Source organism: Gordonia sp. 11cp, from assembly GCF_057767225.1.
Map to the genome: position 1 here is coordinate 3,116,438 of NZ_CM173437.1, position 20,643 is coordinate 3,137,080.

Annotated in this window: 20 protein-coding genes; 14 read left to right on the forward strand and 6 right to left on the reverse strand. The window is 69.3% G+C overall.

Features of this window, described 5'->3' with window-relative positions:
- Position 1: 1 nt before the first annotated feature.
- Positions 2-742 (reverse strand): GntR family transcriptional regulator, encoded by a 741-nt coding sequence (locus AC3B6C_RS13955; protein WP_014925789.1) that lies wholly within the window; start codon positions 740-742, stop codon positions 2-4.
- A gap of 163 nt (positions 743-905) precedes the next feature.
- Between AC3B6C_RS13955 and AC3B6C_RS13960 the strand changes: the two genes are divergently transcribed.
- Genes AC3B6C_RS13960 through AC3B6C_RS13985 form a run of 6 tightly spaced genes read left to right on the forward strand, consistent with a single transcriptional unit; the run spans position 906 to position 6,998 of the window.
- Positions 906-1,889, forward strand: a complete 984-nt coding sequence (locus AC3B6C_RS13960; protein ID WP_010843562.1) for a BMP family ABC transporter substrate-binding protein — start codon at positions 906-908, stop codon at positions 1,887-1,889.
- Between the two features lie 11 nt (positions 1,890-1,900).
- Positions 1,901-3,442: an ABC transporter ATP-binding protein gene (locus tag AC3B6C_RS13965; RefSeq protein WP_010843563.1), complete on the forward strand. Its 1,542-nt coding sequence runs from the start codon at positions 1,901-1,903 to the stop codon at positions 3,440-3,442.
- Positions 3,442-4,593, forward strand: a complete 1,152-nt coding sequence (locus tag AC3B6C_RS13970; RefSeq protein ID WP_488376263.1) for an ABC transporter permease — start codon at positions 3,442-3,444, stop codon at positions 4,591-4,593. The genes AC3B6C_RS13965 and AC3B6C_RS13970 overlap by 1 nt, the downstream gene beginning before the upstream one ends.
- Complete coding sequence (locus tag AC3B6C_RS13975) at positions 4,590-5,516, forward strand: ABC transporter permease (protein ID WP_055475803.1); 927 nt, start codon at positions 4,590-4,592, stop codon at positions 5,514-5,516. Before AC3B6C_RS13970 ends, AC3B6C_RS13975 begins: the two co-directional genes overlap by 4 nt.
- 37 nt (positions 5,517-5,553) lie before the next feature.
- A complete protein-coding gene (locus tag AC3B6C_RS13980) occupies positions 5,554-6,534 on the forward strand; it encodes an ornithine cyclodeaminase family protein (RefSeq protein ID WP_014925794.1) in 981 nt (326 codons plus the stop codon).
- Positions 6,531-6,998, forward strand: coding sequence for a nucleoside deaminase (locus tag AC3B6C_RS13985; RefSeq protein ID WP_010843567.1), 468 nt, complete (start codon positions 6,531-6,533; stop codon positions 6,996-6,998). The genes AC3B6C_RS13980 and AC3B6C_RS13985 overlap by 4 nt, the downstream gene beginning before the upstream one ends.
- 10 nt (positions 6,999-7,008) lie before the next feature.
- On the opposite strand, the gene AC3B6C_RS13990 is transcribed toward AC3B6C_RS13985, so the two are convergent.
- Genes AC3B6C_RS13990 through AC3B6C_RS14000 form a run of 3 tightly spaced genes read right to left on the reverse strand, consistent with a single transcriptional unit; the run spans position 7,009 to position 10,221 of the window.
- Positions 7,009-8,331 (reverse strand): D-arabinono-1,4-lactone oxidase, encoded by a 1,323-nt coding sequence (locus AC3B6C_RS13990; protein ID WP_488376265.1) that lies wholly within the window; start codon positions 8,329-8,331, stop codon positions 7,009-7,011.
- Positions 8,328-9,614, reverse strand: a complete 1,287-nt coding sequence (locus tag AC3B6C_RS13995; RefSeq protein WP_488373181.1) for an alanine racemase — start codon at positions 9,612-9,614, stop codon at positions 8,328-8,330. The genes AC3B6C_RS13990 and AC3B6C_RS13995 overlap by 4 nt, the downstream gene beginning before the upstream one ends.
- Positions 9,598-10,221 (reverse strand): TetR/AcrR family transcriptional regulator, encoded by a 624-nt coding sequence (locus tag AC3B6C_RS14000; protein WP_010843570.1) that lies wholly within the window; start codon positions 10,219-10,221, stop codon positions 9,598-9,600. Before AC3B6C_RS14000 ends, AC3B6C_RS13995 begins: the two co-directional genes overlap by 17 nt.
- Positions 10,222-10,415: 194 nt before the next feature.
- Here AC3B6C_RS14000 and AC3B6C_RS14005 point away from each other — a divergent pair, with 194 nt between their 5' ends.
- From AC3B6C_RS14005 to AC3B6C_RS14015, 3 genes are read left to right on the forward strand one after another with little or no spacing between them, the layout of a single operon-like run.
- A complete protein-coding gene (locus AC3B6C_RS14005) occupies positions 10,416-11,600 on the forward strand; it encodes an MBL fold metallo-hydrolase (protein ID WP_488373183.1) in 1,185 nt (394 codons plus the stop codon).
- Entirely contained in the window at positions 11,597-14,095 is a 2,499-nt protein-coding gene (locus tag AC3B6C_RS14010) for an HAD-IC family P-type ATPase (RefSeq protein WP_488373184.1), read from the forward strand. The genes AC3B6C_RS14005 and AC3B6C_RS14010 overlap by 4 nt, the downstream gene beginning before the upstream one ends.
- A 52-nt stretch (positions 14,096-14,147) precedes the next feature.
- Positions 14,148-14,420, forward strand: a complete 273-nt coding sequence (locus AC3B6C_RS14015) for an antitoxin (RefSeq protein WP_055475810.1) — start codon at positions 14,148-14,150, stop codon at positions 14,418-14,420.
- Between the two features lie 3 nt (positions 14,421-14,423).
- Here the strand turns inward: AC3B6C_RS14015 and AC3B6C_RS14020 are convergent, their stop codons facing one another.
- The gene (locus tag AC3B6C_RS14020; RefSeq protein WP_488373185.1) at positions 14,424-15,044 is read right to left on the reverse strand and encodes a DNA-3-methyladenine glycosylase; all 621 of its coding nucleotides are present in this window, start codon (positions 15,042-15,044) and stop codon (positions 14,424-14,426) included.
- On the opposite strand from AC3B6C_RS14020, the gene AC3B6C_RS14025 reads away from it, so the two are divergent.
- The 3 genes from AC3B6C_RS14025 to AC3B6C_RS14035 all read left to right on the forward strand — a co-directional run bounded on the left by AC3B6C_RS14025 (position 15,022) and on the right by AC3B6C_RS14035 (position 17,932).
- Positions 15,022-15,459 carry a type II toxin-antitoxin system Rv0910 family toxin gene (locus AC3B6C_RS14025; protein ID WP_010843575.1) on the forward strand — a complete coding sequence of 146 codons (438 nt, stop codon included), beginning with the start codon at positions 15,022-15,024 and terminating at the stop codon, positions 15,457-15,459. The two genes, AC3B6C_RS14020 and AC3B6C_RS14025, sit on opposite strands and share 23 nt — an antisense overlap.
- A gap of 119 nt (positions 15,460-15,578) precedes the next feature.
- Positions 15,579-17,315 (forward strand): substrate-binding domain-containing protein, encoded by a 1,737-nt coding sequence (locus tag AC3B6C_RS14030; protein ID WP_488373186.1) that lies wholly within the window; start codon positions 15,579-15,581, stop codon positions 17,313-17,315.
- Positions 17,316-17,383: 68 nt separating this feature from the next.
- Positions 17,384-17,932, forward strand: a complete 549-nt coding sequence (locus AC3B6C_RS14035; protein ID WP_010843577.1) for an FMN-binding protein — start codon at positions 17,384-17,386, stop codon at positions 17,930-17,932.
- A 19-nt stretch (positions 17,933-17,951) separates the two neighbouring features.
- On the opposite strand, the gene AC3B6C_RS14040 is transcribed toward AC3B6C_RS14035, so the two are convergent.
- Positions 17,952-18,101: a hypothetical protein gene (locus AC3B6C_RS14040; protein ID WP_488376414.1), complete on the reverse strand. Its 150-nt coding sequence runs from the start codon at positions 18,099-18,101 to the stop codon at positions 17,952-17,954.
- Between AC3B6C_RS14040 and AC3B6C_RS14045 the strand changes: the two genes are divergently transcribed.
- Positions 18,031-18,816: an FAD:protein FMN transferase gene (locus AC3B6C_RS14045; RefSeq protein WP_488373187.1), complete on the forward strand. Its 786-nt coding sequence runs from the start codon at positions 18,031-18,033 to the stop codon at positions 18,814-18,816. The genes AC3B6C_RS14040 and AC3B6C_RS14045 overlap by 71 nt on opposite strands.
- Complete coding sequence (locus tag AC3B6C_RS14050) at positions 18,813-20,393, forward strand: FAD-dependent oxidoreductase (RefSeq protein ID WP_488373188.1); 1,581 nt, start codon at positions 18,813-18,815, stop codon at positions 20,391-20,393. The genes AC3B6C_RS14045 and AC3B6C_RS14050 overlap by 4 nt, the downstream gene beginning before the upstream one ends.
- The last annotated feature ends 250 nt before the right edge of the window (positions 20,394-20,643 follow it).

Below are 20,643 nucleotides of genomic sequence, written 5' to 3' on the forward strand. Positions count from 1 at the left end.
ATCACCTGCGCCGGCTCTTGGTAAGCGCCACCGGGTCGAGCACGCCCCGCGACCAGTGCGCGGCCATCGCCAGGCTGGCCGCGCGGCCGGAATGTACATGGTGGAACGCCGATTCGGCTGCCCGGTCGGGATCATGGGCGGAGATGGCAGCGAGCATCTCTTCGTGTTCGCGGCACTGGACGCTCGGATCTCGGTCCTTGGTCAGGTGGAACAGCCACTGCGTGCGGGCTTCCAGGGGGCCGAGGACGTTCTCCAGCAGGGGGTTTCCGGCCAGATCGACGATGATCGTGTGAAACCGTGAGTTGGCGGCGGCGATGGCCGGCTTGTCGTCTCGCGCCGTGGCGTCGCGAGCGATCTCCAGTTGGTCGGCGAGGGAGGCGAGCCCGTCCGGCCCGGCTCGCTCGGCGGCCAGCCGGGCAGCCAGCACCTCGAGGCTCTCGCGGACGTCGAACAGGTCGCGGACATCATCGGCGGTGAACGGCGCGACGATCGCTCCGCGGCGGGGAACCATGACGACGAGTCCGTCCTGCTGGAGTCGCTGCATCGCTTCGCGGAGCGGGATACGCGACACCTCGAGCTCCACGGCGAGGTCCCGCTCCACCAGCCGGGTGCCGGGCGCCAGCTCGAGGCCGACGATCCGCCCGCGCAACACCTCGTAGGCGACATCGCTCAGCGACTTCTTCGTCACGGCGTCACTCCGATCCCGCTCGCTGCGTTCCCGGCGGTCTGCGGCTCTGGTCACGGCGCTCCCTTCTGGTGGCGAGGGCCAGCGTACCCCCGGATCGGATAACGGTATACCGTTAACTGCTCCCTTACGGACGCGTAATCGGATGGAAATGAACGGCGCGGATTCTCTTCGTAACGGTATACCGCTACGAGGTAGCCATCCCGACCAGGAGAGATCCATGAAACGTACCCTTCCCATCGCATTGATCGCTGCCGGCGCGCTCGCACTCGGGGTGTCCGGCTGCGGGTCCTCCGGCTCGGGGGCCGACGACGGCACACTGTCCGTCGGTGTCTTCCTCCCCGGCTCGGTCAACGACACCGGTTTCATGGAGTCGGCGTACGCCGGTTACAACCGGATCGAGGAGCAGCTCGGCGATCAGGTCGACATCAGCTACGTCGAGCAGGTCGCGACCGCCGACTATCAGCAGGCCCTGCAGCGGTTCGCCTCCGAGAACGAACTGGTGATCTCGGTGGGTGGGCAGACCGACGCGGACCTGCGCAAGGTCGCGCCGCAGTTTCCGGACGTGACGTTCGTCGAGATCGGCGGCCCGGCCGATGCCGAGCCCATGGAGAACCTCGCATACTACGACCCCCAGCAGGCCGAAGCCGAGTTCGTCGCCGGGGCGGCGTCGGCGGCGGCATCGAAGGCCGGCACGATCGGGTTCGTCGGCGGCGTCGAGCTCCCCGCGATCGTGAACGCGGCGAAGGCCTTCGAGAACGGCGCCGAGTTCATCGAACCCGGCGTCAGGGTTCTCGCGCCGCAATATGTCGGCGACTTCAACGATCCGGCGAAGGCCAAGCAGGCGGCGGCGGCCGCCTACGCCGGTGGCGCCGATGTGCTGAGCCAGATCGTGAACCTCGGCAAGCAGGGCATCGAGCAGGCCGCGAGCGAAACCGGTAACAAGATCAGTGGCGGTCCCATCCCGGGCGACTGCACCAACCCGGTGTACAGCGGTTACGTCAAGACCGACATCGGCGCGGAGGTCGAGTACGCGGTGCGAGCGGTCCTCGACGGCACGTGGGAAGCAGCGCAGGTCCCGTTCGGTCTGACCAGTGACAAGGGCGGCACCGACTACGTCGTGTGCTCGACCGATCCGGCGGTGGCGCAAGCGGTCGAGCGCGCGAAAACCGCCATCGCCGACGGCTCCGTCGCGCCGTACTGAGGCCGACGACGATGACGAACACCGCGGATATCACAGTGGCAGGCGCGGATTCGCTGCTCACGCTCGACTCGGTGGCGAAGACCTTCGGTACGGTCCGCGCGCTCCACGACGTGACCATGTCGGTCCGTGCGGGTTCGGTGCACTGCATTCTCGGTGAGAACGGTGCGGGCAAGTCGACCCTGTGCAACACCATCTTCGGCACGGTGTCGCCCGACCGCGGCCGGATGATCCTCGCCGACGACGAATATCGTCCGCGCGGCCCGGCCGACGCCATCGAATCCGGGGTGGCCATGGTGCATCAGCACTTCTCGCTGATACCGACCATGACCGTTGCCGACAACCTCGTCCTCGGTTCCGGGGGTTTCCGGCCGCCGCTGCGGCGCCTGCAGGGCGACCTCGATCGGATCGCCGACGACTACGGTCTGAAGGTCGACCCGAGCGCGATGGTGAAGGACCTCAGTGTCGGTGCGCGGCAACGTGTCGAGATCGTCAAGTCGCTGCTGACCGACCCGCGCCTCATCCTGCTCGACGAACCGACGGCCGTCCTCGACCCGGCGGAGATCGACGCGCTCATCGAGACGTGTGGGGCGCTGGCCTCGGCCGGGAAGTCCGTGGTGCTGATCACCCACAAGCTCGGTGAGGTTGCGCGCGTTGCCGATGAGGCCACCGTGCTGCGGGCCGGCACCGTCGTCGGCGGTGGACCGCTCTCCGACGTCAGTCGCGAGGAACTGCTCGAGATGATGCTCGGTGACGCCACACCGCTCCGCGACGCCGCGCGGCCGGCCCGGTCACGAGTACCGGACGCGCCGATCTGCCTGCAGGTCAACGGTGTCCGGGTGACCCACCAGGACGGTCGCGTCGCGCTTGCAGGCGTGGACCTCGACGTCCGCGCCGGCGAGATCGTCGGCATCGCCGGTGTCGAGGGCAACGGCCAGTCCGAACTGACCTCGGTGTTGTCGGGCGCCCTACGGCCGGATCAGGGAACCGTGACGATCGACGGCGAGGATCTGACTGCGGCCACGCCGGCACGCCGGACGCGCGCCGGGCTGGCGGTGATCCCGGAAGACCGGCACGCCGAGGGCATGATCGGCGCGATGAGCATCGCCGAGAACCTGGCGATGCCCCGATTGCGGCATTACCGACGGTGGGGGCTGCTCGACCGGTCCCGCATGATGGCCGACGGGCGCACCGCGATGAGCGAGTTCGACGTCCGCGCACCCGGCCCGCATGCACCGATCGGCAGTCTGTCCGGCGGAAACCAGCAAAAAGTGGTCCTCGCACGAGAACTCACGACACCCGGACTGCGCGTCGTGGTCGCCGCGCAGCCGACCCGCGGACTCGACGTCGGCGCTGTCGCGTTCGTCCTCGACCGCCTGCGCGCGGCCGCCGACGACGGCGCCGCCGTCCTCGTGACCTCCAGCGAGCTCGACGAGCTGCTGGCGGTGTGCGACCGCATCGTCGTCGCCTACCGGGGTGCCCTCCACGGCTCCGTCGACGCCCGATCGCCAGAAGCCGCTCGCACCATCGGCAACCTACTCACCGGAGTCGAATGATGGACACCGCCAACACACTCATGCGGTCGCGTCTGTCGACAGCGACCATCAGTCCCCGAAACCCCGTCATCGTCGGACTCGGCGCCGTCGTGATCGCGGCGGTGGTGGGCCTCGCGCTCGCCGCCGCGGCCGGTGCGAATCCGGCCACCGTGATCCAGGCACTGATCGACGGCACGCTGGGATCACCGTTCGCGGTGGGCACCTCGATGAACAGCGCCGCGGTACTCATGCTGGTCGCGATCGGTTTCACCATCGCGTACCGGGCCGGACTCGTCAACGTCGGCGGCGAGGGGCAGATCTGCCTCGGCGGCATCGCCGCGACGGCGGTCGGGGTGTCCCTCCCGGCAGGTGTCCCGCCGGTGCTGGCGATCCCGCTGACGCTGGCCGCGGCCGTACTCGGCGGAGCCCTGTGGGCGGCGATCGCCGCCTGGCTCAAGGTCCGGCGTGGCGCCAGCGAGATCATCACCACCCTGCTGCTGAACTTCGTCGGACTGGCGATGGTGGTTCTGATGGTGCACGAGGAAGGTCTGTTGCGGCAGCCGATGACGTCGTCGGAGACGTTGCCGCAATCGGAGTCCCTCACCGATTCGACGCATCTCCCGCTCCTGGGCCTGGCGAAGAACCCGGCCACGATCGCGATCGTGCTCGCCGTCGTGCTCGCCGCGATCGTGGGGATCATGTTGCGGCACAGCGCCGTCGGTATCCGGCTGCGGGCCGTGGGGTTGTCGCCGTCGGCGGCGGCGCGGTTGGGCGTGCCCATCGACCGCACCGCGTTCCTCGGTCTCACCGCTGCGGGCGGATGTGCCGGTCTGGCCGGCGGTCTGCTCGTCACGACTGCACCGTTCGTGCTGGCCGAAGGATTCTCGTCCGGGTTCGGTTTCAGCGGGCTCGTCGTCGGGTTGCTGGCCCGGGGGTCGATGATGGCGGTCGCCGGGGTCTCCCTCCTGTTCGGGTTCCTCGTCTCCGGGGGCATCAACCTGCAACTCGAGGCGGGCGTCCCGTCCTCGACCATCACGGTGGTCCAGAGCGTGCTCATCATCCTGATCGCCGCCACCGCCTGGTGGGCATCGACCGGGCCGGCGACGAAGCCCACCGCAGCCGCCGACACACGCGCCGGCGACTCGACCACCACCGAAGAGGTGCCGGCATGAACGCCACGATGATCACCGAGATCTTCACCAGCGGGGCAGCATTCGCGATTCCCCTGCTACTCGCCGCCACCGGCGAGTCCATCAGCGAACGAGCCGGCGTCCTCAACCTCAGCATGGAAGGAATCATGCTGTGCGGCGCCTTCACCAGCGTCCTCGCATCCGTCACCACCGGATCCGCGGTCCTCGGCGTCCTCGCCGGAATCGGCGCCGGACTCGTCTTCGGAGTGATGAACGCAGTGCTCAGCGTCCGGTGCCGAGCCGACCAGATCGTCATCGGTGTGGCGGCGAACGCGCTCGCGCTCGGCCTCACGACCTTCGGTTCGCGCATCCTGCTCGCCGACGGCAAGGGCAACAACATCCCTGCTTTCGACGATGTCCACATCCCCGTCCTGAGCGACCTTCCGGTCGTCGGCCCGGCACTGTTCGGACAGACCCTGCTCGGATATCTGTGCCTGGTGGTGGTCGTGTGCCTCGCCGTCCTCTTCTCCGGCCGGACCATGATGGGCATCCGCGTCGACGCGGTCGGCGAGGATGCGACCTCGGCGGGTTGGACCGGACTGGCGGTCAACAGGATTCGGGTCCTGGGCGTGATGATCGCGGCCGGCAGCGGCGGACTGGCCGGTGCGCAGCTGGCACTGTCGGAGGTCCGGTCCTTCAGCGAGAACATGACCGCGGGCATGGGCTACCTCGCCGTCGTCGCGGTGATCGCCGGTCGCTGGAAGGTCACCGGAATCGTCGTCGCCGCGCTGTTCTTCGGAGTGGCCCGGGCGTTGCAGTTCGCGCTACCCGCACTCGGGGTCGACATCCCGTTCGCGCTGCTGGTGATGCTCCCGTACATCATCGCGATCGTCGCCGTCGCCGGCCTCGTCGGCGGGCGCAAGGCGCCGTCGTGCCTCACCGTTCCCTACGTCGGCCGTGTCTGACGCGCCCGAAACCACCTGCGAGAGAGAGGCCCTTCCCATGGCCATCGTCCTGACCCACTCCGATGTGACCGCCCTCATCGACCGTGCGGCTGTCGCCGCCGCGGTCGAGCAGGCGCACATCGACCTGTCGACCGGTTCGGCCACCAACCCAGCGCCGGCGATGCTGCCGATCGACCGGGGAACCGTGCTGCCGATGGCGGCATCGGCCCGCCGGCACCGGGCCAGCGCGGTGAAGATGCTGTCGGACATGCCATTCAACCGCGAGTCGGGTCGCCCGGCGCAACGGTCGACGATCTTGCTCATGTCCGCCGACACCGGTGAATGTGAGGCGGTGATCGACGGGCGGCTGATCACCGCGGTTCGCACCGCCGCCGCGAGCGCCGTCGCGACCGCCCATCTCGCCCGGACGTCGAGCGCGGTGCTGGGCCTGATCGGTGCCGGCGCGCTGGCAGTCGAGCACGCTCGGGCGATCGCGCGGGTCCGGCCGCTGGAGAAGGTCTTCGTGTGGTCGCGGAGCATCGAGACGGTGGATCGGTTCCGCACGGCGATCGCCGACCTCGATCTCGATGTGGAGCCCGCGGATTCACCGCGCCACGTGGTCTCGACGGCCGACATCGTGTGCACCCTCACGCCCTCCCGCGAGCCGATCGTCGACGGCGCGTGGTTCCGTGCCGGCCTGCACCTGAACGCGGTGGGTGCGCCGCCGAGAGCCGATCATCGGGAGGTCGACGGCGCGGGTATGGCCGCCGCTCGTGTCGTGGTCGACAGCCGCTCGACGGCGCTGGCGAAATCCGGCGACGTCCTGCTCGCGATCGAGGAGGGCCACCTGGCCGCCGACGACATCGCCGTCGAACTGGGCGACGTGATCGTCCAACCCTCCCGTGGGCGGAGGGACGACGAGGAGATCACCCTGTTCAACTCCGTCGGGATCGGGTTGCAGGACCTCGTGACGGCACGGTTGCTGGTCGACGCGGCGCTGGAGCAGGGAGTCGGCACGCGGGTGGAGCTGGCCGGATGACCATCTCCGACCGGGAACGAGAGTTGTTGCGGCGCGCCATCGAACTGGCCGGTGAGGCCGGCGAGAGAGGCAACCGACCGTTCGGCAGCGTGATCGTCGTCGACGACGTCGCGGTGGCCGAGGGGCGCAACGAGGTGAGCTCCTCCGGGGACATCAGTGCCCACGCCGAACTCGTCGCACTCCGCCGAGCGATCGCCGACGGGCACGGCGAACGACTCGCGGGCGCGACCGTGTACGCGAGCGGGGAGCCCTGCCCGATGTGTGCCGCGGCATGCGTGTGGGCGGGTGTCGGCCGGATCGTGTTCGCCGCGTCGACCGCGGCGTTCACCTCGGTCATCCCGGACGGTCCGCACTTCCGGCTGTCCTGCGCGGAGATGATCGCGTCCAGCGACGCCGCGATCGTCGTGGACGGACCGCGGCTCGAGGAGGAGGCGTTGCCGGTGATGTCGCGGTACGCCGGTTAGCGTCTCGGCGTTAGTCTCCCAGCACCCGGCGCAGGTACTCGTTGGCGAACACCCGGGACGGGTCGTATCGATCACGCACCGCACAGAATTCGTCGAATCGGGGATAGACGGCGCGGAGCTGCTCGGCGTCGCGGGTGTGCAGCTTGCCCCAGTGCGGCCGGCCGCCCAGGCCGGCGAGGATGGCTTCGACGTCGGCGAAGTAGGCGTCGGAGTCGGCGGGAACGTCACGATGGTAGCGATGTACGGCGATGTAGCCGCTGGTACGGCCGGAGGCCGTGGACAGCATGAGGTCGTCCGCGGCGGCGGCACGGACCTCGATGGGGAAGCTGACGAGGTAGTCGCGCCGGTCGAGGAGCGCGCGGATCTCGGTCAGTGCCTCCGGCACGGCGGCGAGGTCGACGGCGTACTCCATCTCCCGGAACCGGACGTCGCGGTCGGAGACGAACACGCCGGTGGAGGTGTCGGTGAACTCCCGCGCGGAGAGTGCGCGACCGGTGACACCGTTGATCGCCGGTACCAGCTTGGGTGCGCGCGCCCCGATCTCGCACAGCAGGCGGAGCGTCTTGTTGCTCAGCAACTCGTCGTCGATGTAGCGCCTGATGCGTGAGGGACCGTTGAGGGGAGCGTCGGCGCCGACCCGGGTGTTCGTCTTGACCAGGGCGCAGTTGGTGTGCGGGAAGAGGTAGAACTCGTGGTGGTCGGTGCTCGCGACGCGCTCGTGGAAAGAGGCGATCGCCGCGTCGGCCGTCTCGGGGCCCTCGACGGCGTGCAACCGGAACTCGTCCACACACTCGATGGTCAGTTCCACGAGGACCCCGAGCGCGCCGAGGCCGAGCGCGACAGCCTTCAGGTCGGCGTCGTCGGCGGTCAGGGTGACGATGTCCCCGGTGCCGGTGACGATTGTCGCGCCGACGATCTGGGTGCTGATGCCGCCGAAGGCGAGACCGGTGCCGTGGGTCCCGGTCGAGGTCGCGCCGGCGATGGTCTGACGGTCGACGTCGCCGAGGTTGGTCATCGCGAGTCCGAACGGCGCCAGTAGTCCCGGGATCTCGTGGAGGTGGGTCCCTGCGCGCAGCGTCACGCGCCGATCGTCGACGCCCACGAGGCCGCGCAGTCCGGACAGCTCGAGTTGCACGTCGTCGGCAACGGCGATGGGGGAGAAGCTGTGTCCCGCACCGACTGTCTTGACCGTGCCGCCGCGCGCGGCGGCCTCTCGGACGAGATCGGCTACCTCGGCTGCACTCGCCGGGCTCTCGACGCGGTGGGGTGTGCATCCGGCGGTACCGCCCCAGTTGCGCCAGGCGGGTGTCGAACGCGCAGCGGTCCCGTTCACAGGAAGCACTTGCCCTCTCCTCGATAGGTCGGCACGACCTCGCTCACCGTGGCCCGCCCGGCGTCGTCCCGATCGACGATCGCGACCTCGCGGGCCCGCTCGCACACCTCGCCGGACTTGGTGTGCCGGAACCACACCCGGTCCCCGACGGCGATGTCGTCGGCGGCCACACCCCGCAGCGGGGTCTGCACCTCACCGGCCGCCTCGGTGCCGATGTACTCGAGTCCGGTCGGCCACACCGGTTTCGGCAGCCGGTCGGCGGCGGGTGGGCCGGACGCGATCCAGCCGCCACCGGCACAGGTCACGATGCCGTGAGCTGGACGACGGACGACATCGAGACCGAAGGACAGTGCTGGCGCGGGACGGAACCGCTCGTATCCGTCGAACAGATGGCCGCCGAACAACCCACTGCCCGCAGCGATGTCGGTGACCGCGCGGTCGCGTGCCGTCTCCTCGAGGGACCCGGTGCCGCCACCGTTGACGAACTCCAGATCCGCCATCTGACGCAGTTCCGCGATCACCTTGCCCCGGCGCCGCCGCAACTCGGCCATCGAGCGGCGCTGCATCGCGCGGACGGCGCGGTTGGCCAACGCCTTACCGGGCACCGCATCGGCCACCCCGGCCACCTGCGCCTCGTAGGACATGACCCCGACGAGGTCGAAACCGGGCCGCGCCACGATGGCCCGTGCGAGCTCGAGTGCGTCGCGGCGCGAGTGCACCGGCGATCGGCGAACACCGATGTGTACCCGCCCGCCGAGCACGCGGTACGACGCGTCGAGATCGATGGCGACGCGGATCGGTGTACGGGCGCCGGCGGGGACGACGGAATCGATGATGTCGAGCTGGTCGACGGAGTCGACGAGCAGGCTCACCCGGCTCGTCGCGACCTCGTCGGTGACCAAGGCGGCCAGCGCATGTCGTCGGACGCTGGGATAACCCATCAGCACCTCGCCGATCCCCGACTGCGTGGCGAGCCAGTGGGCTTCGGCGAGATCGTAGGCGAGAACTCCGTGAAAGCCGTTGCGCCCGACGACGTCCTCGATGACCGACCGCACCCGGACGGACTTGCTCGCGAGGCGGATCGGGACGCCCCCGGATCGTCGGATCAGATCGGCGGCGTTGTGTTCGAGCGCCGCACGGTCCAGGACGAGGACCGGCGCGTCGAGCCCGGCGTCGGCGACAGCCTGATCGATCGCGGCCCAGTAGGCGCCGGGGTCGCGTGCCCATACGTCGAGGGCGGTCCGGCTCCCGGTCGTCGGAACACCGTCAGTCGAATCTGACATGGGTCATCAGCTGATCGGTGATGGAGCGGATGATCGCGTCGACGACCTTGTCGTCGGCGGTGCTGAGATAGATGAGCGTGATGGAATTGGTGGCCGCGATGACCACCGGACCCAACTCCTCGACGGGTGTCGTCCACACCACGCCGGTGAGGTCGGTGATGGACTGCAACCCCGCCGAGGCCACCCGGTAGAGCTGTTCGTACATGTGTTTGCCCACCTGCTGCAGTTCAGGGTGGTTGTGGGCGTAGATCCCGAGTGCGATGGCCGCCTGCATGCGGCCCGGATCGGCTTTGAGCAGATCGTAGAAGGCCCGGAACTGGCCTTCCATGTTCTCCCGGATGTTGGCGATGTCGGGCGTCGGCGAGTACACCGCGCCGGGCAGCAGGGTGTGCAGCATCCTCTCGATGTCGGTGGGCACGGCAGTCTCCATCACCGCGCACAACAGTGCGGTGCGGCTCTCGAAGGCGTAGTGGAAGCTCGCCAGTGGCATGCCGGCGTGGGCGCAGATGCGACGAGTCGTGGCGCCCTCCACCCCGTGATCGGCGATCACGCGGTACGCCGATTCGATGAGTGCGCTTCGACGTTGGTCGACGGACATCCGTGCCACTTCGGTGACTTTCTGACCACATGCGCCGGCGCATGCACGGTGGACAATGCTCGCCGCAGCCTATCAGTGCCGGTGAGGCACACAATGCGCTTCACGCGGAAGAAATCGCAGATCACACCGGTGGGCGGCCGGCCGGTGCGCCCAGATGACCGCGGTCTCGTCCTCCCGGCGGAATCCGCCGGACGCACTACTGTGTGAACGTGACCTCCACGACCGGTAGAAAAGGCGCGACCGACCTGCGTCGCGATGTCCTCGCGCGGATGGGTTCGGCGGGCGTGGCGGTGGCCGATGCCGTCGTCGGACGGCTCGCCGCCGAGGGACTGGGCCCCGCCCGCGCGCTCGGCGCCTCCCGCGCGGAGATAGCGCCGCACGTGCTCGGGAGCCCGCACCAGCGCGACGGTGCCTTCGACAACCCGGAACCCCCGTCGATCGTCGATCCGAGCCTGCAGGTCCTCACCGACATGGCCCGGCGGCCCGGCCGGCCCCGCCGACCGATCATGGTGACGGTCCCGCGGTTCGAGGCGCCCGCCGACCTCGCCATCACCTGGCTCGGGCACGCCACCGCCGTCGTCGACATCGACGGCGCCCGCATCATCACCGACCCCGTGCTCAGCCGTCGCTGTTCGCCGAGCCGGCTCGTCGGTCCCGGGCGCATGCACGCGGCGCCCGTGTCGCCGTCGGAGTTGCCGCCGCTCGACGTCGTCCTGATCAGTCACGATCACTACGACCATCTCGACATGGACACCGTCACGGCCATCGCCGACGCCCAGCCCGACGCGGTGTTCGTCACGACGATCGGGGTCGGCGCGCACCTCGCTTCCTGGGGTATCGCCGAAGACCGCATCCGGCAGGCGGATTGGTGGGACGAGGTCGTCGTGCCGACCGGTGCGGGCGAGCTGCGGTTCACCTGCGGTCCGGCGCGGCACTTCTCCGGCCGCCGGCTGGAGCGGAACCTCACCCAGTGGGGCAGCTGGGCCATCGCGGGCCGAGACCACAAGGTCTTCTTCTCCGGCGACACCGGGCACAGCGAACGTTTCGAGGATGTCGGCGCCCGACTCGGCCCGTTCGATCTCACCCTCATCGCCGTCGGGGCCTACGACGTGATGTGGCCCGACATCCACGTGAACCCGGAGGAGGCCCTCTCGGTTCACCGGATGGTCTCGCCCGGTTCGGGATCGGACTCGGTGTTCGTGCCCATCCACTGGGGGACGTTCAACCTCGCGCGCCACCCGTGGGGGGAGCCCATCGCACGTCTGCATGCGGAGACGCGGCCGGACTCGCCGACGATCCTGGTGCCGCAGCCCGGTGGCACGATCGACCTGACACACCGGACCGGTACCGGTGTGGCACAACCCGGTTGGTGGGAGGCCTCGGCGTGAGCGTGCCGACTCCGGTCGCCAGTCCCGGTCTCTCCGCGGCCCAGGTCGCACAGCGGGTCGCCGCCGGCCAGGTCAACGCGCTGCCCGACCGGTCCGGTCGCAGTGTGTCGGACATCGTGCGCGCGAACGTCTTCACCCGGATCAACGCGATCCTCGGGGTGTTGTTCGCGATCGTCGTGTTCACCGGATCGCTCATCAACGGATTGTTCGGGCTGCTGATCATCGCCAACTCGGGCATCGGCATCATCCAGGAGATCCGCGCCAAGCGGACCCTGGACAAGCTCGCCATCGTCGGCCAGACCCGACCCCGGGTACGGCGCGACGGCACGGTGACCGAGGTGCCGCCGGATGAGGTGGTCCTCGACGACATCATCGAGATCGGTGCGGGCGACCAGATCGTCGTCGACGGCGAGGTCATCGAGGCGACCGCGCTCGACGTCGACGAGTCGCTGCTCACCGGCGAGGCCGACCCGATCGACAAGGACCCGGGTGCCGAGGTGCTCTCGGGCAGTTTCGTGGTCGCCGGCGGCGGCGCGTATCGCGCCACCAAGGTCGGCGCCGACGCCTACGCCGCGCAACTAGCCGCCGAGGCGTCGAAGTTCACCCTGGTCTCCTCCGAACTGCGCTCCGGGATCGACCAGATCCTGCGGGTCATCACCTGGTTGCTGATCCCGGCCGGGATCCTGACCATCGTCAATCAGCTCTTCATCAGCGACAACGGATTGCGGCGGTCGTTGCTGGGCATGGTCGCCGCGCTGGTGCCGATGGTCCCGGAGGGGCTGGTCCTGATGACCTCGATCGCCTTCGCCGTGGGCGTCGTGCGCCTGGGCCGGCGACAGTGTCTGGTGAACGAGCTCCCGGCCATCGAGGGACTGGCGCGCGTCAACGTGGTCTGCGCGGACAAGACCGGGACCCTGACCGAGAACGGGATGCGGCTGGCCGAGGTGCGGACCCTCGGGGCGGTACCCGGCGAGACCGTGGCCCAGGTGCTGGCCGCGCTCGCCGCCCATGACCCACGCCCCAACGCCAGCATGATCGCGGTCGCCGAAGCCCACCCGGTCGCTCCGGACTGGACGGTGACGGCCATCAAACCGTTCACCTCGGCCACCAAGTGGAGCGGGATGTCGTTCCGCGGGAACGGCTCCGGCGCGCCGGCCGGGGACGACAGCGGGCACTGGCTGATCGGTGCGCCCGATGTGCTGCTCGATCCGGAGGGCGAGACGGCCCGCCTGGCGTCCGACATCGGCGCCGCCGGGCTCCGCGTGCTGTTGCTCGCGTGCACCGACTCGCCCGTCGACACCGAACCCGCACCTGGCCAGGTCGCACCGGGGACGGTCTCCCCGGTGGCCCTCGTGGTTCTCGAACAACGGGTCCGGCCCGATGCGCGCGGCACGATCGACTATTTCGGACAGCAGCATGTCGCGGTGAAGGTCATCTCCGGGGACAACGCCCGGTCGGTGGGCGCCGTCGCCGCATCCCTGGGCCTCGGATCGGCCGAAGAGTCGGTCGATGCGCGTGAGCTGCCCGCCGAGACAGGCGAACTCGCCGACGTCGTCGAACGCGGCGTCACGTTCGGCCGGGTGCGGCCCGACCAGAAGCGCGCCATGGTGAAGGCGCTGCAGTCGCGGGGCGACACCGTCGCGATGACCGGTGACGGCGTCAACGACGTCCTGGCGCTCAAGGACGCCGACATCGCCGTCGCGATGGGCTCGGGCAGCTCCGCGGCCCGGTCGGTGGCGCAGATCGTGTTGCTGGACAACAAGTTCGCCACTCTGCCATATGTGGTGGGCGAGGGCCGTCGGGTGATCGGCAACATCGAGCGCGTCTCGAACCTGTTCCTCACCAAGACCGTGTACGCGGTCCTGCTCGCGCTGTTCGTCGGAGTCGGCGGGCTGCTCGGCGCGGTGTTCGGGTCCGATCCGCTCAGCTACCCGTTCCAGCCGATACACGTGACGATCTCGGCATGGTTCACCATCGGGATCCCCGCGTTCGTGCTGTCGCTCGCGCCCAACAACGAGCGGGCCCGCCGCGGTTTCGTGCGCCGGGTGCTGCTCAGCGCGGTGCCCAACGGCGTCGTCGTCGGTCTGTGCACCTTCGTGACCTACCTGCTCGTGAACCCGGGCGGCACCGGAGTCGAGATGGGGGGCGACGCCGTCGACCTGTCGCCGGCGCAGACGCAGGCCGCCACCGCGGCGCTGATGACGCTGATCGCGATCGCGGTGTATGTGCTCGCCGTGGTCGCCCGTCCCTACAACTGGTGGAAGCTCGTGCTGCTGGCGGTCTCGGCCGGCGCGTACGTGCTGATCTTCGCGTGGCCGTTCACCCAGGACCTGTTCCGGCTCGACTCCTCGAACTGGGGGATGAACTCGGTGGCCCTGGTCTCGGCGGCAGTCGGGATCGTGTGCGTCGAGGTCGTCTCGCGGGTGGCGCCCAGGTGGATCGCCGCGCACGGGGACGACGCGCAGCACGGCAGTGCTGTCGCGTCCGACGGATAGAATCGCGGCAAGCTGTCGGAAGACGTCCGGCACGTCGATCAGAGGAGACGCGATGGATCTCAAGGGACTCGTCAACAAGGCCAGGGCCACGCTGCAGAAGAACCCGAACCTGATCGAGAAGGGTGGGGACGCCCTCGACAAGGTCACCAAGAACAAGTACTCGGGTCAGGTCGACAAGGCGCAGGACGCGGTGCGCAAGGCGGTCGGCGCGCCAGGGCAGAACCCGGGTCAGCAGAATCCGCCCACCAACCCCACCAACCCCGGGGAGCCGCTGCCGGGTCAGCAGAGCCCGCAGCCCCAGAACCCCCAGCACCCGCAGAAGTAGTCCTCAGAGCTCTGCTCGCGGGTGCCGGCGATACGCCGACACCGTCGGGTCCCCGTCGATCCAGTACCGCCACGGGCGATCGGCGGCCCGGCGGACGCCCACCCTCGGACCCGCGACCACGCGTTCTCGAGGGCCGGGCGTGCCCGGCTCGAGGACAACCGGACTCGACGGGTCGGTGAGATCGGTGGCCAGGTCGGCCATCGTGATCCCCAGGGCGCGGCACAGATTGCCCGGGCCGCTCGCGAGCCGACCGTCGGGGACCGGCCCGACGCGGGTCACACCGCGTCGGAAGCGCGCCACGTCGGCGCCGTCGAGCACCTCACCCGCGCGCAGCAGCACCGCAGCTGCGGGTCCCGGACCGGCGACGACGACGTTCGCGCAATGGTGGCCGTGGATGCGATAGACATACAGCCGGCCCGGCGGCCCGTACATGATCTCCGAGCGGGCCGTTCGGGTGTAGGCATGCGACGCCGGGTCGTCGGGACCGGCATACGCCTCGACCTCGGTCAGGCGGATCGTCACGCCGTGCCCGGTCAGGTGTGAGCCCAGCAACGAACGTGCCTGTTCGGCGGCGGAGGCGGGGGCACTACTCTCTTGGGTCATGGCGAAGACGAGTGACTCCATCGGCGTTGATCTGTCACCGGAAGATACCTGGGCCGCGGCATCGGATCTCTCGCGGTACGGCGAATGGCTGGTGATCCACGAGACGTGGCGCAGCCCCATTCCGGCGGCCGCCGAGCTCGGCAAGGGGACCGAGATCTCGTCGATCGTGAAGGTCAAGGGCACGCGCGTCCGCTTCGACTGGGTCGTCGAGAAGTTCGAGCCGGTCTCCCATGTCCGCCTCAAGGGAAACGGCAAAGGCGGGGTCAAGGCCAAGCTGGATCTGGGCATCGCTCCCACTTCGAGCGGATCGGAAGTAACCTTCACTGTTGATCTGGGTGGGCTGCCGCTGATCGGGCCCGTGGGTAAGACCGCGGCCATGGCGGTGTCGGGGGATCTGCGTAAGTCGCTGCTGAAGTTCCGCGAGGTGTTCGGCTGAGCCACGCGTAACCGTGTGAGGTTCGCGAGCGCGGCCGCCGATGCGTCGATGCGTCGGGCGGTGACCACGCGAGAGGCAGGTCTGCAGGCCGCCGTACGAGGGGAACGGGGAAGAAGACAATGGGGCGTCACAGCTCCGGTGCCGATCGCGCCGGAAACGAGTGGAACGGGAACGAGCGGACGGGTGGGGCGGTCCCGCGACGTGCCCAGTCTCCGTCGAACAATGCCCGGTCAGAACCCGAGGACGACTTCGGTTTCGACCATCGCGAGACCGACGGGGGCCGTCGCGGCGGATGGCTGTGGGCGGGTGCCGTCCTGCTGGTCGTCGTCGCTCTGGTCACCGGCGTCATCATCTGGCAGACGAGTTCGGATGGCTGCGGTGAACGTACCCGGTTGGCCGTCGCGTCGGACTCGGCGATGACGGGTCCGCTACGTGAGGTGGCGCGTCAGGCGTCGGCGGATTCCTGTTTCGACTACGACGTGCAGACGGTCGCCGGTGCGGACGTGCCCGGGCTGCTCACGCAGGGCGCTGCGGCTCCGGACCTCTGGGTCGCGGACTCGCAGGTACAGGCCCGCCGTGTGACGACCCAGGTGCGACGTGAACTCGACATGGTGTCGCCGTCCATCGCGTCGACCCCGACTGTCGTGGCCGGCACCGACGTGCCCGAGTTGGGCACCTGGGTGGAGGTCATGAAACTGCCGGATCTGCGGACCGGCAGCCCCGTGGACACCAGCACGGGAGACGCGCCGATCATCGGCGCGCTCGCGGCGGTCGACTCCGGCGAACTCGCCGACGAGGACTTCACCGAGGCGATGACCATCCTCGCCATCCAGCAGAACAACGCGCGCCTCGCCAACGACAACGAGGGCACACGTCTCAACCTCGCCAACACCTCCGGCGTCCCGGTGGTCACCACCGAGCAGCAGTTCGACCTCTTCATGCGGACCCATCAGGGCTCTCAGCTGACGTCAACGATCCCTGCGGCGGGCACCGTGATGCTCGACTACCCGCTGGTCAACACGGCACCCGCGGCTCGTCAGCAAGCGGCCGCCGACGCGGGGACGGCGCTCGTCACCGCGCTGAAGACCGATGCCGGCCGAGCGGCGCTGACCGACTCCGGATACCGCGACGCCGACGGGAACGGCGTCGGGCAGCCGGTCAAGGAACTCGAACTGCGCGACCCGTCGTCGGTCGACAAGGCGCTGCGGCAGTGGCAGGTCCTCGGCGTGCCGATCCGCTCGCTGGTCGTGCAGGACACCTCGGGATCGATGGAGACGGCGGCCGGCGGGACGACCCGCGCGGGCCTGCTCATCGACGCCTCGCAGACCGGGCTCAAGCTCTTCCCGAACAACACGATGATCGGCGGCTGGGCCTTCAGCGTCGACAAGGGCGGACCCGGTCAGGACTGGGTGGAACTCGCACCGATCCGTCGCCTCGATGCCCGCTCGGGCAGCGGCACACATCGTGACGCACTCGGCCGGGCCGTCGAGGAGGGACTGTCGAATCTCGGTGGCGGAACGGGCCTGTACGACACGACCCTCGCCGCGTTCAAGAGGGTGCAGGACACCTACGACCCGAACTACTCCAACAGCGTCATCATCATGACCGACGGACAGAACGAGGACCCGAACAGCATCACGCTCGACAACCTGCTCGCCGAGCTGAAGCGCCTCGAGGATCCGGCGCGTCCGGTGCTCGTGCTGACGATCGGCATCTCCGACGACGCGGATTCCGATGCGCTCGAACAGATCGCGGAGGCCACGGGTGGCACCGCCTACGTCGCGGAGAACGCGGCCGACATCCGCACCGTGTTCGTCGACGCCATCCAGGCGAGGGTCGCGGCCGCCGGCCGCTGAGACCCGGTGTCGGCGGGTACCTCGGCCGTCGCCGGGACTATTGGGCGCGCACTCGGCACAATTGGTGCATGACGCACACCCCAGAGACGACCAAGACCCTCGCACCCAGCACACTGACCCACTCGGTGTCCCCGAGTCCGACCCGACCGTCCCGGGGCTCGTCCGCCCTGGCCCGCACCGGCGGCATCGTCGCGGCGATGGCGGCGGCCGGGCTCGTCGTGGGCGCGTGTTCGTCCGAGGACTCCGGGTCCGGCGAGTCGACCACCGGCACCACGGCGGCCACGTCGGCCGCGACCGAGGTCGCCGACGCCGGCTCCGGCGAGTACAAGGACGGCGAGTACACCGCGCGGGGTGAGTACACCTCGCCGGGTGGCCCGCAGAGTGTGGGCGTGACTGTCACGCTGTCGAACTCGGTCATCACCGCGGTGTCGGTGGACACGAGCCAGACCAAGGGTCCGTCGCTGGAGTACCAGGGCAAGTTCGCGGGCGGTATCTCCGACGTGGTGGTGGGCAAGAACATCGACGAGATCGAGGTCGACAAGGTGTCCGGCTCGTCCCTCACCTCCGGCGGCTTCAACGACGCGATCGCCCAGATCAAGGAAGAGGCCCAGGCCTGACCTCCCTCGGCACCACGCATCAGTGGGCCTTCGAGGCGATCGGCACCCGGTGGACGATCAGCACCCCGGAGCCGCTGCCCGCCGACGTCGTCGGCGCGGTGGGCGCCGAGATCGACCGGATCGACCGGGCGTGGTCACGGTTCCGGGACGATTCGACGGTCGCGGACATGGCCAGGCGGGCGGGCCGATACCCGATCGCCGACACCGACCAGCCGCTCGTCGACTGGTATCGCCGTCTCTACGACCTCACCGGCGGTGCCGTGTCGCCGCTGGTGGGTCAGACGCTCGCCGACGCGGGTTATGACGCGGCATACTCGCTGCGCGCATCGGCGCGGGTGCCGGTGGCCCCGGCCTGGGACGCCGTGATCGGCGAGCACGAGGGCGCACTGGAGATCCGCGAACCGGCGTTGCTCGACGTCGGTGCCGCCGGTAAGGGATTCGCGGTCGATCGGGTGGCGGAGATCGTCGGTGAGAGCTTCGACGACTTCGTGGTCGACGCCGGTGGCGACATGGTGATCTCGCCGCGCTCCCGGGGGCTGCGGGTGGCGCTGGAACATCCGTCGGACCCGACGAAGGCGATCGGGGTCGTGTCCGTCGCCGGTGGCGCGATCTGCGCGTCGGCGAGCAACCGGCGGGTGTGGGCCGACTGGCATCACATCGTCGACCCGCGAACCGCCTCGCCCGCACGGGAAGTCCTGGCGACCTGGGTGATCGCGCCGACGGCGATGGAGGCCGACGGCCTCGCGACGGCGCTGTTCTTCACGCCGGCGGCGTTTCTGCGCGGCGACTTCGACCACCACCGTGAGGGTTTCCACCACGTGACCATCCGACGCAACGGGAGTGTCGAGCACACCGCGATCCCCGGATTGGAGTTGTTCCTGTGACAACGCTTCTGCCGCAGCTTCTCTCGCCGATCGATGCCGCCCGGCGACACCTGACCCCGTATCGGGCGGTGCTGTGCGGGTTGGTGGTGCTGGCGGCGGCAGCCTTCGTCGTGTCCGCGACCGACTCCGATTTCGGCTACGGCCCGGGCGACCTCGCGGTGTGGCTGGCTGTCGCGGTCGGGGTCAGCGCGGTGGTGAGCTATACATGTGCCGGTGTGCTGCGGGTGCCGCCGAACTCCGATTCGTGGCTGATCACGGGACTGATCCTGTTCTTCGTCCTGCCCGGTGGCTCCGAGGACACCGCAGTGGCCACGGTGGCGGTGGGCGCCGCGATCGCCGCGGCGTCGAAATACGTTCTCGCGTGGCGTCGTCGGCTGATCGTCAATCCCGCGGTCGCGGGCGCGATGGGTTGTTATGCGTTGGCCTACGCCGGTGTCGAGGGCATCAGCTTTCCCTTCTGGTGGGTGGCCGCCGAACCGCTTCTCGTGCCGATGATCGTCGTCGGCGCGATCGTCGTGACGCTGATCCGCGAGTGGCGCATGGCTCTGGTGTTCATCGGTGCCTCGCTCGTCACGATCGGCGTCGTCGAGCTGGTGCGGGGTGGGCAGGACCTGTCGACGTGGATCGTGTCGAGTCCGATGCTGTTCGTCGCGGCCATCATGCTGCCCGAACCGCTCTCCTCGCCCGCCACCGGAATCCACCGGCTCGTCTACGCGGCCCTGGTGGGTGCACTCATGCACTGCCAGTACACGGTCGCGATCACCGACGCGTACACGTTGGCGTTCGTGCCCGAGGTCGCCTTGCTCGTCGGATGTCTGTACGCCTTCGCCGTCCGGCTGGTGTCGGGGACCGCGCGCCGGGTGCCGCTCGATGTGGTGACCCTCCCGGTCGCCGACCGAACCTACGCGGTGCGGGGTGAACCGGTCGGTGCCCCTGCATCGTTCCGAGCGGGGCAGTGGTCGAGCGTCAGCGTGCCGCGATGGTCGGCGCCGGTGTGGTCGGGTTCGCGGCGGGTCTTCTCGTTCGTGTCCGCACCCCGGCAGCAACCGGTGGAGTTCGGTTTCACCGTCGCCGCGACGCCGTCCGCGTACAAGGCGGCACTGGTCGAGGGGACCGCGCGCCGCGCCTACGTCGACAACATCGGCGGGGACTTCGTGCTGCCCCGGGCATTTCCGTCGACGGGCTCGGTCGTGTTGATCGCGTCCGGGATCGGGATCACGCCGTTCGTGTCGATGGTGCGGGAACTCGTGCAGACGGCGTCGGACGGGGATCTCTCCCGTCTGACGGTCGTGCACGTCCTGCGGGATCACCGACGCGCGGTCTACGCCGACGATCTCGACAGCGCCCGGGCGGCGAACGCGCGCGTCGTGACCGTCGACGCGCCGGAGCTGGCCGACGGCATCGACGATCCGGCCCGGCTCGCCGACCTGCTCGGTCCCGACGCGGCCGGCGCACACTATTACGTGTCCGGCACGCCGGCGTTCGTCGAACGGACGTCCGCGGCGATCCGCCGCCTCGACGGTTCCACGAGGACCCAGCCCTGGCGTGTGCACGCCGACTCGTTCTCCGGGTACTGAATCCCTGCGAGACGGCGATGCTCGTCGTCTCGCTGCAGACCGCCCATCTCGGTGGCCCGACGGACGATCCTGCCGACGACGTCGAGACCCACCCTGCCCGATTCGGTGGAACGCCTCCGATTCGCGAAACCGTTGACTGTGCGGCAGATTTCGTCGACTGTGCGTCGATTCTCGTTGACTGTGCATTTGTTTCGCGAGTAGTGAGGGGGCTTGGCAGTCGCGACTGCTCGGTCGGATGAAGTTTCGTCCT